This window comes from Sporocytophaga myxococcoides DSM 11118, from assembly GCF_000426725.1.
Lineage (GTDB): Bacteria > Bacteroidota > Bacteroidia > Cytophagales > Cytophagaceae > Sporocytophaga > Sporocytophaga myxococcoides.
The window spans coordinates 16,382-28,488 of record NZ_KE384561.1; the positions used below are offsets into that span (position 1 = coordinate 16,382).

Annotated in this window: 8 protein-coding genes; 2 read left to right on the forward strand and 6 right to left on the reverse strand. The window is 36.2% G+C overall.

Going from position 1 to position 12,107, the window contains the following annotated elements; all coding sequences use genetic code 11:
- Positions 1 to 8 precede the first annotated feature (8 nt).
- From K350_RS31670 to K350_RS31680, 6 genes are all read right to left on the reverse strand, one after another.
- Positions 9 to 2,903: a hypothetical protein gene (locus K350_RS31670; protein WP_051313613.1), complete on the reverse strand. Its 2,895-nt coding sequence runs from the start codon at positions 2,901 to 2,903 to the stop codon at positions 9 to 11.
- Between the two features lie 593 nt (positions 2,904 to 3,496).
- Positions 3,497 to 3,742: a hypothetical protein gene (locus tag K350_RS0124040; protein ID WP_156027182.1), complete on the reverse strand. Its 246-nt coding sequence runs from the start codon at positions 3,740 to 3,742 to the stop codon at positions 3,497 to 3,499.
- Between the two features lie 754 nt (positions 3,743 to 4,496).
- Complete coding sequence (locus K350_RS0124045; protein ID WP_028982092.1) at positions 4,497 to 6,026, reverse strand: T9SS type A sorting domain-containing protein; 1,530 nt, start codon at positions 6,024 to 6,026, stop codon at positions 4,497 to 4,499.
- A 534-nt stretch (positions 6,027 to 6,560) separates the two neighbouring features.
- On the reverse strand, positions 6,561 to 7,388 hold the full coding sequence (locus K350_RS32765; protein WP_051313614.1) for a collagen-like protein: 828 nt from the start codon (positions 7,386 to 7,388) through the stop codon (positions 6,561 to 6,563).
- Between the two features lie 3 nt (positions 7,389 to 7,391).
- Complete coding sequence (locus K350_RS0124055) at positions 7,392 to 7,880, reverse strand: T9SS type A sorting domain-containing protein (RefSeq protein WP_028982093.1); 489 nt, start codon at positions 7,878 to 7,880, stop codon at positions 7,392 to 7,394.
- A gap of 531 nt (positions 7,881 to 8,411) precedes the next feature.
- A complete protein-coding gene (locus K350_RS31680; RefSeq protein WP_051313616.1) occupies positions 8,412 to 10,592 on the reverse strand; it encodes a serine hydrolase in 2,181 nt (726 codons plus the stop codon).
- Positions 10,593 to 10,917: 325 nt separating this feature from the next.
- Here K350_RS31680 and K350_RS0124065 point away from each other — a divergent pair, with 325 nt between their 5' ends.
- Together K350_RS0124065 and K350_RS0124070 are read left to right on the forward strand one after the other, a co-directional pair.
- The gene (locus K350_RS0124065) at positions 10,918 to 11,718 is read left to right on the forward strand and encodes a HipA family kinase (RefSeq protein WP_028982094.1); all 801 of its coding nucleotides are present in this window, start codon (positions 10,918 to 10,920) and stop codon (positions 11,716 to 11,718) included.
- Positions 11,696 to 12,079, forward strand: a complete 384-nt coding sequence (locus K350_RS0124070; protein ID WP_028982095.1) for a DUF3037 domain-containing protein — start codon at positions 11,696 to 11,698, stop codon at positions 12,077 to 12,079. The genes K350_RS0124065 and K350_RS0124070 overlap by 23 nt, the downstream gene beginning before the upstream one ends.
- Positions 12,080 to 12,107 lie beyond the last annotated feature (28 nt).

Genomic DNA, 12,107 nt, shown 5'->3' on the forward strand with positions numbered 1-12,107 from the left:
TTTTAAGATTAAAAAGTTGGCAAATTCGAATCGTTTTGCAAATAGACTAAAGTAGTTGGAAGAACAACTTCCCATGGAGTTCCTTCTGGTAATGCATTTCCAAGATCATCTGTTTCATCTCTCAGTTCATCAGCAAGAGAAATATACAGGGGATCATTTAATCTTGGAGGCTCTCCTCCTTTCCAGATGGCTCCATTGTTTTCAAGGAAATACATCACAGCATCATTGTATGCAGGATATACAGGAATTACAACTCTGGCAGATCCCGCTTGCAGGAATTTTGTAAACAATGGATCATTATCATAGATGGTAGACTTGTGCATCCATTGGTTCTGTCTTGACCAGAAGTAAGGATAGAAAAGGTAAGTAAGATTTTCCCATTCAAATGCCTGTTCGAAAAACTGAATCGTCTTACCTTCATCAATTGCGTCAAATATATCAAAGTCAGGAAAACTGGTACCATTTTCTTTCATAGCATTGAATGATCCGAAGAGGTAAGTATCCATCAACAGTTTCACACATTGTTTCTTAAGCTCAACCTTTTCAATCTCTCTGTTGATTCGAGGATTCTGACCTGTAACTGCAATACCCTGCTGAACTTCCTGAGCAGCTATTTTCTCTTCGTACTCCATTTGCAATGCTTTATAAGCATTCATAATCTTTTCGAAAGTCTGAATCTGCCATTGCTCATACTTCGCAGCGCTACGCACACAGCCTGCAGTAACATTAACAAAGAAAGAGTTCATATCGTAACAGTTCAGTGATACAGGAATGATCCCATCAACATAATTCATAGAACCTGCCTGAAAATCCCATCTCCTTCTTGCATCATTATCTGTAATGAATGCCCATCCTATATCATTAGAACCTATGGACAACTTAAACTGAGGATTATTCTCATATATGGTAGACAAGCTAAAGCTTATATTGGTAAGAGAATATCCTTCCGGAATAATCAACTCTTTAGTGCTTTTAGACAGAGAAGTACCATTCTGGATACTTGCATCACTTGACAGGATTGTTGAAGCTGTTTTATAGTATGGAGGAGGCGGTGTTATTCCTTGAATATTATAGTCCCTTATAAAATCCTGATAATTGAATTCTGTAATACTCTTATGCGTCAGTGTTGGGCTAAGAGTCTTAACAGGTTTAATGTCTTTCTTTGGCTTGTGTGTCTGAGCATATTCATAGAAAGCTGCAGGTTCAGGAATAATGAATTCAAACATCATTCTCTTTCCATAATTATAGATCTGTGCATCATAGTATTTATCTACCCATCTGTAAATGCCTACTGCATGATCCGGCTTCTCCTTATTATCAACTCCATGTGTGTTAATCTCTTCTACTTCATGAAGCTTTTTGATTGTTCTTTCTTCCTTGGTTTTTTTCTGGATTTTAGAAACAGATCTGTCTATAACTTCTTTCGCAAAATTGGAGGAATTTTTGTTTGATTCCTGACTGGATGTACTATAAGCAAATTCTCCATGTGCACCAAAGGTTACCACGCCATAAGAACCTGAAACAGTAACACCAGCCTGAACACTCATTTGCTCCTCAATGGTCTTTTCACTTTCTTTTTTCAGTTCAAACCTTTCTGTACTTTGTGTATCTTTGGTTGTTTCTTCCGAAGTTTCACTGGTAACAGTAAAGATTTCTTCCGTTCTGTCAAGCACACGATGTTTTCTCTCTTTGTATTCCCCGCGCAGAACATTTTCAATATGTGCAACTTCTCCTGCTGTATAGTTTTTGAGTTTTTGTTTTACAACTTTCAGTTCACCTATGCCCAAGGGTTTGATAGATGCTCTGACATTGGTAGATGGAATATATGGTATAAACTGAAGACCACCTGCCTGCTTAATTTTATCTTCAATATTTGATAGACCAGGAATAGACCTGGCTTCAATCGGCATCACTTTTAAGAACTCCGAATCTTCAATACTGGACATTCTCAGATACAAAGTATCCAGTGTCTGCTGAAGCTCCGCTGCAGGTGCACTTACCTGAAAATTTTCCTTATCTATTTCATACTCTTTTAATATGGACAATGTGGTCGGGTGTAGTTTAGCAAAACTCCTTTGATCTACTACAGAAATGCTTTTCGCAAAAGTAATCTTGCCTGTATCTACATAATCTCTTTTTTTGTCTGACTTAGGAGCATCCTGAGTCTCTGAAACCAGCTTATTCTCAAACTTTAATTTCCTTAATTCCTCAATAGCCCTGTGCGTATTGATGAAATCATTCCACAGCTTTTTATATTCGTTTATTTTATCAGGATCCGGCTTCTTCTCTTCTGGCTTTTCAACTTTGACTGTAGGCTTTGGAAGATTAGTAAATAATGGTGCTACCAATGGTTGAGCATTGATGGCTCTTCGAAAATCTGAGAAACTATCAATCCTGGATTGATTGATTAAATCCAACAAATGGAAAACTCTTAAGCCTTTAGTTAATATTTCCAGATTTTGATTTTCTGTTTTTGATAAAATATAAAAGGCATAATACCTGTCCCATATGTTGTTCAGTAAATGTTTTGACTCATCCTTTTCCAGGAAAGAAGAGATGGAGTCATTAATGATCCCACCTATTTTTTCCTTTATAATTTCCAGGTTAAAAGTGCCTTTGGATATGGCTTTTGCTTCTTCATATATACGAGACAGTCTGTAATCACCGTCTACTTCAGGATAAGCAATGTTGTAGTTATTAGATCGAATGAAATCTGATACTTGTTCAGAAATTTTATTTCCATCTCTCTTTGTGAAGGTATTAACTAGTCTGCCAACAGGAGTTTCTTCAGGTTTCCTCTTGTCTTTGATAAAATTAGTTTCAAGATCCCTTCTGTCAATAGTGACAGGAGGTCTGAGTGCTACAAATTTAAAAATGTCGGTTTTGTTGATGTTCTCTGGCATAGGTTTAATGTTTTAGATTCATTATAAAAGGTACTTTTGGTCAGTACTAATTGATGTTATATTCAAAGAGGCCAGTTAATAAAAATGAAATCTGGAGCCTTTCTTTTATAAAATATAATCAAACAATTATTCTATAACAGTGGATATGCTTCAGTATATATGGATTTTATCTTAAGCAAAACAATACTGTTATCATACTGAAATATATGATTGATGTAACAAATCTGCAGATTGAAAAAAAATTATAAAATACCGTAAACAGATAGAAAAGTAAAATACCTTTTCACTGGATAAGACAGAGATGATTGATTAAAGGCAAATGGACGAGGTAATATATTAAAAGTTAAAAGCTAAAAGTTGAAAATAGAAAGCGCAAGTTGAAATCGATCTTTTAGTCAAAGACTCATCAATTCCATCTTTCCGTTTTCTCATTAAATGGTATTATAAAATATTAGTGGATGTAGTTTATCCACATATTTCTAATAAATATTTAATTACCTGCAATCATATGAAAGATTTACATCAACTTCAGGAGAAACATCGTTAATACTCTTACTTATATCTGTGACATAGCCATTAGTATTATATTTATATTAGAAAGTTTCGGTTGCAGGAGCCTTCCCTTCTTGCATTGCAGTAATCTTCTTTACCAGATTTTTATTTGCCTTACTCCATACATTAATTTTAAGCCTGCCAATTTGATCTATCCTTGATTTATTTTCTATTCCGGTATAGTATTCATAGGTAGACACCCCGTTAACATTAGGTGTTGAAAAAGGCGGCACAGACTCCTCTGTTAATTTTATGACATTCCCATCTGATATCACATACTTATACACATACCTAGATACAAATCCCCTTTGATTAGGTCCAGTGATAGATTTTGCATAGTGAAGGGCTTGAATACAATAACCATCAGAATCTAAAGAATAATATGTTGTGTCTGTAAAAAAAGCATCATCCTGACTTTCATCTCGAATGTTTTTTACTTCCTTTCCTGTTTTGTCAAGAACAATAGTGGTGCGTGATGTTTCTTTTCCCTGCTAATAAGTAATTGAAGTTATAGTGGAGTCGCAGTAAATCATGTCTACATAGGACAAATTGCCTGTATTAAACATTTTAGAAACTTTATTCTCTGAATTATAACTTATTTCAACTGTCATTTGAACTTCCGGATTAGGCATTTTAATGACTCTACAACCGCCAATAGTGCTATCCTTACTATCTTTATCCTTTTGGCACGAAGAAAAAATTACTAAACAGAATAAAAGTGAATGGATTAAAAGTAAAATTTTATGTTTCGTATTTCTATAAATAACGCTATATAAATCAAAGTTACTTAAATCAAAGGATAAATTATTGTATTATGAAAAAAACACCTCAATACTTAAAGAAAGACCATTGCAATTGGTATAGAGTTTAGCTTCCTTATCCAATATTCAGGTCCAGTTAAATTTGTGTTCATAAAAAAGTAGCCTCGTTTTTTATCAGGGCTACTTTTCAAAATATGGTTATGTAATCTTCACTTAAAAGTCTGCTATCGCTGGTAACACATATGTTACAATGCTCCATTCAGAACTTGATGAACCTACCCTAATTTTTGATAAATTTAGAAGAGTAGATAGCTCCATTTTCATTTAAAATAACCACAGAGTAAATTCCTGAAATAATTTCTTTCACGCTAATAACTTCTTCATTTGATGTAAAGTAACCGCTTAGAATTTCTCTTCCCTCATAGTTATAAATTTTGTAAAAAGAATCCTGAATACCATCACTGACAATCTTTATTTTATCATTTGATGGATTAGGATATAGGCTTACAATAGAATTAATTTTATTTTTATTTATTCCACTAACGATTTGTAAAGGAGTTCCCCATTCTATTGTCCCTTTTTTATAATACACCAATTTCCTCATTTTCCAGGTTGGCATAGGAGCTAAATCTAAACCATTGTAATAAGGCCCTCCCAACCCTTCCATATAGACATTCTCTATGCTTGGTTCATAACTTTGTGTATAACATGAATCAGGTGATTCCTCGGAAGCAATAAGGTTTAAACCTATCGTACCTTTGCTTAATTGAGAAGTTTTTTGATCGACAAATTGATATACATGATAATTAAAATAATCAGGATATCTTAGTGTTGGCAACTTATTTAAAAGGTTAGGTAGTGACTGATTCAATTTGATTATAATCTCTGTAGTATCTTTCCCCTCAGCAGGCGGACGGAAGTCTGGAGGTACCCTGGGATCATTTTGATAATTATTAAACCAATTTTCTATTTTATATACAAGTTCATTATCGGTAATCCTTTTATCAATAACGGTACTGATAGTATTTTTGGCTGAGAAATAAATCCTCACACTTGAATCCATTGTATGGAATATATCTCCTATTTCAAAATTATAGATATCAAGTTCTGTGAGGTTTTTCACTCCCTTACTATTAAATCCCTGAAGAACCAAAGCATTGGTATCATTAGGAAAGTTTAATAAATCATATGTTTTAACAAATCCATACTTTTGACTTATTTTCCATTCCTTTCCATTAAAAATATGGTCAGCTGGACTTTTGTCTGAGTTATTTTTATAGTTAATAATAACCGTCATTACTGAATCAATCAGTATGCTTCCATAAATGCTAATGGGTTCGAAAGCTTTTCGGATCACGCTTGCGGTAAAATGATTATTCCCTTTGGAATAGAAAGTCCAGGAATCATTTAACCCTGCATCTTTTCTAAAAATAATTGAATCATTCTCAGCATTAATAAAAATGTCTCGCTTATCCTTTGTTAGTATAATTTTTTTTCCTGCCCATGCCGAACTGATTTTAGCATAACAATCATCGCTTCGATTACTCGTATTTTGTTTGACAACTAAACTATTAGTATAAACAGTATCCTGATCTATCAATTCTTTACTTTGTATTTCCACAGGGATAAAATCACCTGTAGGACCTAACAACCCTAAACGACCAGTGGTAGGACTATACATATATGATGGATTCCCATAACGGTAAAATGGAATGCTGTCAAAATAGATTGTTTTATATTGACCTAACGCGATATTTGAGGTTAGCAAAAAAACAAAAACTGCAATAACCTTTGTAAAAAGTTTTATCATAAATGAAATGTTTAAAATAAAAACTGACGTCTTATATCAAATATAATCAATTCTATCTTGAAATTATTCTTTTTTTTATTATTTTATATTCAATAAATATCCTTATGACTTCCTGATAACATTTCTTATAGTTCAAATACGGGTAGCAGAAAATTTTATTTTCATATATCAACTATCAGTAAAAGAATATTCTAACAACATTTTTTACTCTAACTGAAATAGCTATTAAGTTATTTCTTCCAATTTAGGCACTATCTTTTTACTTGGAAATAATATACCTCGTTAAACATTTTTTTACTAAATAATATCAATAATATGATCTGAATCTGTAAAACATCATCCTATTCAATAATATTAACTATTGAAGACATGTCCCTAAAACAAATAAAATTAGAATTATAGATAAAAAATGTAACAGATGTCCAAAGCTGGAATTAAAGAACTTAATCTAAGACTCAAACTGAAAGAAGGGCTGAAGTGATTATAATATTGGTACCAGACTATCTTCGCCTGATACCAATATTGAGAAACAAATTATTTAATCTCTACTATTGTAAACCAGATCGTATCTCCTACATTGGTTCTGGTAACAAAATTTCCTGAACCAGTGCCATCAGCAGACCAACTAGCCAAAGGAACTGCTCCTGCATAAGTAAAGACTGTTGGGAAACTCAATCCCGGAAAGGAACCTGCAGGCCAGGTAACTTTATATTGCTGGTTAGCTAATCGCTCCAACGTAAATCCTTTTCCAAAGAGAGAATTTGGATTTGCATAACCTGTAATAGTTTTAACACTGACTCCTGCCACACCTTGTGGACCTTGAGGACCTGTTGCTCCTGTCGGTCCTGCTGGACCTTGAGGGCCCGTTGCTCCCGTTGGACCTGCCGGACCTTGAGGACCTGTTGCACCCTGAGGTCCAGCAGCGCCCTGTGGACCTACCGGGCCAGGTATACTACTACCAGACTTTTCTGCATATAATGCATAAGGTACACTTAATAATTGTGAAACACTTGTAATAGAGTAATTAGAACCTCCGGCAGGATCAATTTCTGTCTTTATAAAATATGGGCCTTTAGACCAGTCAATCGTTGCAAAATTTCCGGACAAAACATTTCCTCCACCTATTGATACACTTATCAGACCATTGCTATTGCTTTCTGTCTGATGTGCTTCTGAATATACTTCTGTTCCTGTTGCTGAAGTTTGCAGAATAGTGATTTTTATACCTACTGCTGTATTGACAACCAAAGCATTATTGCTGTTTCTCACCACAGCCTGATAGCTAAGTAAATTAGGTGTCTGAGCATATGCTGCATGCAGACTGATCAAAGTAATAATTATTAAGTAAAAGTATTTTTTCATGACTTAGGAATTTTTAATGATTTTAAAGGTCTTTAACACTTGTTTCTTTCTGAACACTTTCAGCAGAAAAGTTGTATTGGAAAGGTTTTCCAGATTAATGGTAGTAGAATTGCTGTTTAGCTGACTTTGCTCAAGCACATTACCGTTTATGTCCAACAGAACAAAACTCAGATTATCAGTGCTTATTCCATCAACCTTTAGTGTTACAGTATTTGCAGTAGGATTGGGATATACCTCTGCCAATAAATTAATCTCCGGGTGATCAACACCAGATACCACAGAAACATAAGCATGTTGCACGCCAGTAGAAACAGAGCCCGACGTACCTGATGAAGCTTCGAAGCTTGTCAGCCCAATAGAATAGCTTACTGTACCTCCGCTACCGGAGCCTTCTCCGCCAGCAGACACAGTGCTACTCTGAGCCTTTACTCCAATGATTCCCAGGCTAAGCAAAAGACTTAATGTTACTGCCTTTTTTGTTAATTTAAGCATAAAAACATTTTAAATTTAGTGTTAGGGATTATAAGGAATTCGTTTAATAGGAATTAAATTTAAGAAATTCACGCTATTAGTAAAAATTCAAACCAGGATATGAAGGTCACTTTTCGATAATCGACTCATTTATAAAGCTGAAGCGGAAGGCGGAAAGTTGAAAGTTAAAAGATGATAGTTGAAAGATGACAATCCTGTCCATCTCCTTATCCCTGAATACCGGTATAAGTCTCCGTCAATAAAAGAGGGAGCTCAAGGCTCCCTCATAAAAATACCAAAACAAACAATTTAGGGTGGGTGTATTAGTGTTCAAATCTATTTTAGATACTTCATCCATATCTAGTCATAAAAGAGAGGGAGACCTGGAACTCCCTCATTCAAAAAATATAACCAAACAATTATTTAAAAATTACTTTTTGAGTTTAAACTGAGTCTGGATAAGCTTTACAGCCTTATGAGTTAAAAGAAGACAGATTGTAATATTAACCGAAGATAACCCTGTCTATCTTTTAATCCCATCAATCCCAGTCGTTATTCTACTATTACTTTTTGAGTTACTTTACCATTCTCAGTTTCAATATGAAGAATCAACATACCTTTCAACTGAGTCTGAATGCGCTCTACAGCTGTGTAAGTTTCTTTATTTCCAAGCATATCCGATACAGTTACAGATGTGATATCAGAAGCATTGCTGAAATTAATCACTCCGTCGGTACTAACAGTAGGGTAAGCAAGAACTTTATTCAAAGAAGAAGCATCCATATTTATATTGAAACCTTGCTCTTCAGCAGTGATTGCAAACTCATCTGCACGGGCACCAGTACCTATATTGTCAAATAAGTCATAAGAAGGATATCCTGTTACCTGATTCAGACCAGCTTCGATCGCTGCTTTCATTGTCCAGCCACAACCATCATTTGTAGGCTGGCTGTTGATGATCACTGCATAGCTTACTCCGTTTGCGAGTTCAACAAGGAATGATCTTGAGGAGCCATGGCAACCATTGTGATTCTGAAGGTTTCCTGAAACTCCCCATCCGAATCCATAACCAGGATTCAGAGAAGATCCCGTAGTCATTGTAGTATGAGAAGCAGCAGTCAAAATATCTGACGGTGTGGCGGCACCATCTACCCTGTTAAGGAATTTCAATAAATCTATCGGACGAGCAACCCAGCCACCAAAGCCAGCCCACAACTGAAGGTTCATTTGTGTTAGCGGTGTGTAGTTCATCTCTCCTGCTTTTGGATTACCATTAGCTTGTCCTACATACATGGTAGACCCGATACCACTTTTGTTCAATACATTTTCTCTGATGTACGTTTCATATTTTTTACCACTTACTTTTTCAATGACTCTTTCAAGAATGAAATAGTTGGTATTAGAATATTCAAAAGCTACGCTGGTATCTGTAAGAACAAGATCATTTGCAGCCAGCAATACACCCATTGCATCATCAGGAGTTTTGGTTGCATCCCAGAATACAGACTCTCCATTGCATGATCTAAGACCTGATGTATGGTTCAACAAGTGACGAACTCTTATTCTTCTTAATGAAGGTTTATTTGCCGGTACAGTATATTGAGAAAGCACCCCGTTTGTACCGAACACAAAAGATTCTTTAGATAGTAAACCTTTCTGGATCAAAGTCATGATACCTACAGAAGTAACAGGCTTAGAGATACTCATAATACGTCCTGGCTGGTCAGGGGACATTTCTTCGCCGACAGTAGGATCTGCAGAGCCATAGCCTTTAGCAAATACCAGTCTTCCGTTTTTGCTGATAGCAAGAGAAAGACCTGTAACACTTTGGCTGGAAAGATAATTATTAACAGCATTATCAATTTTTGCCATGTTTGCGCTGGAGATATTCGTATTAGTCCAGAAGCCATTGAATTTAGAGCTGGTTCCAGATGCGAAAGCATTCAATAATACTGGTCTGTAACCTGAGTAATAATGGTTGTCAAAAGCATACTGATAGTTTGCTGCAGTGATTCCATGTCTGGCAGACCACATTGGAGAGCTAGTCTTCTCCCATACCGCTGCGTAAAGATCAGTTCCACCTTTGTTGTAACCTGAAATTCTTTTCAGGATATATCCTTGAGAAGTATAAGTATTAAAGGCAGTCTGATATTGAGCAGCAGTTAAATTATGTCTTGCAACCCATGCACCTCCTCCGGATACCACTTCCCAGATACCTGCGAAATATTCCACGCCGTTTACAACATATCCGCTTATATAAGTCGGACGATATCCTTGAGCAGTATAAGTATCATATACAGCCTGATACTGAGCAGCGGTGAGGTTATGTCTGGCAATCCATGCACCACCTGATTTCTTTTCCCAGATAGCAGCAAACTGAGCTTCTCCTCCTACTGCATACCCTGATATCAAGGTTGGTCTGTATCCCTGAGAAGTATATGTATTAAAAGCAGACTGGTATTCTGCAGCTGTCATAGAGTGGCTGGTTACATAAGCACCCCCCGAAACTTTTTCCCAAAGAGCGATGTATTTTTCTGCTCCGTTAGAGGTATAACCATTTACAGAAGTCAATCTGTAGCCATTAGCTGTATTTGTATTAAAGGCTGTCTGATACTCTGCAGGATTCATTCCATGTTTTGCAATCCAAGCCTGAGCGAAAAGAGTTCCCGGAAGGAGAACAGAAGCAGCATACGCTGTTAAAAGTCTGTTAAAGAATTTAGATCTGGTTTTCATTTTAGTATTGGTTCTTTATAATTATTTATGTTAGGTTTTAACTTGTTCAGATAAAGAGCAACCCGGAATTACCCGACTATCTGATTGACGTTACAAAAGTGCAGATGAAAAAAGGATCCTGGAATACCGTAAACAGATAGAAAAATAAAATACCTTTTCACAGGAGAATAACCTTAAGATGAATCTTTTAGAATACTACTAACTGATCATGTCATTCTAACAGGCTGATAAAATGAATAATCCTTATCAGATTCTGAAAAAAATGGTATAACTTTCGGTATAAAATTCCGGAAGCTCTAAGTGACCGGCAAGAACTTAATATTCTGTGAGTAATTATACCCCTAAGATCAGAGAAGTAAACGTTATCCGTTACGTAACGCCCCTTCGCGAGGGAGGCTCTCTACCTGCTATAGTAGAGGCTGATGATGACTTTCTGTATGTTGTAAAATTCAGAGGTGCAGGCCAAGGAATAAAGACCCTTATAGCAGAGCTTATAGCTGGTGAGATTGCCAGACTTCTGGGCTTTCTGATACCTGAGATCGTTTTCATCAATCTTGATGAAGCCTTCGGCCGTACAGAACCAGATGAAGAAATCCAGGATCTGTTGAGAACAAGCGAAGGACAGAATCTTGGACTACATTATCTTTCAAGGGCTATAACATTTGACTCACTGGTTACCAGTGTAGATCCTGAACTTGCTTCTAAGATTGTCTGGCTGGATTGCCTGATCATGAATGTAGACCGCACTGCGCGCAATACCAACATGCTTTCCTGGAATAAAGAACTTTGGCTTATAGACCATGGTGCTTCCTTTTATTTTCATCATTCATGGCCCAATCCTGAAGAACAAGGGAAGAAACCATTTCCGCAGATAAAAGATCATGTCCTGCTTTCTAAAGCATCAGAACTTGATAAAGTCAATGATGCTTTCAAAATAAAACTGACAACTGAAAACATTCAATCAATAGTGGCACTGATTCCGGATGAGTGGTTAATAAAGGCTGAATCTCCTTTTGAAACTGCTGAAGCACATAGACAAGCCTATGTAAAATTCCTGGAAACACGAATTGCTAATTCTGAAATCTTTGTAAACGAAGCAAAAAATGCAAGGAAAGCAATTATTTGAGTATGCTGTCATTCGTGTAGTACCAAGGGTTGAACGCGAAGAGTTTTTGAATGTAGGAGTAATACTTTTTTGCTCAGCACAGGGATTCTTACAAACCAAGTTTGAGCTGAATCAAGAGCGGCTAAAGGCATTCTGTAAAGATATAGATATTGCAGAACTGGAAGAACGTCTTAGAGCGTTTGAAAGGATCTGCGCAGGGGGAAAACAAGCAGGTCCGATAGGAAGTCTTCCGCTCTCGGGAAGATTCAGATGGTTGACAGCAAACAGAAGTACTATTGTTCAGACTTCAGCAGTCCATCCAGGATTGTGCGGAGATGCAAAAGAGACACTGACAAGGCTCATGGCAGAACTAGTGTTATAAAATCAGAGCCTGCGGGATCAAAATGAAA

Excerpts from the sequence above, each read along its gene's own strand:
- K350_RS31670 (WP_051313613.1), bottom strand. The coding sequence starts at position 2,903 with ATGCCAGAGAACATCAACAAAACCGACATTTTTAAATTTGTAGCACTC.
- K350_RS0124045 (WP_028982092.1), bottom strand. The coding sequence starts at position 6,026 with ATGATAAAACTTTTTACAAAGGTTATTGCAGTTTTTGTTTTTTTGCTA.
- K350_RS32765 (WP_051313614.1), bottom strand. The coding sequence starts at position 7,388 with ATGAAAAAATACTTTTACTTAATAATTATTACTTTGATCAGTCTGCAT.
- K350_RS0124055 (WP_028982093.1), bottom strand. The coding sequence starts at position 7,880 with ATGCTTAAATTAACAAAAAAGGCAGTAACATTAAGTCTTTTGCTTAGC.
- K350_RS31680 (WP_051313616.1), bottom strand. The coding sequence starts at position 10,592 with ATGAAAACCAGATCTAAATTCTTTAACAGACTTTTAACAGCGTATGCT.
- K350_RS0124070 (WP_028982095.1), top strand. The coding sequence starts at position 11,696 with ATGCAAGGAAAGCAATTATTTGAGTATGCTGTCATTCGTGTAGTACCA.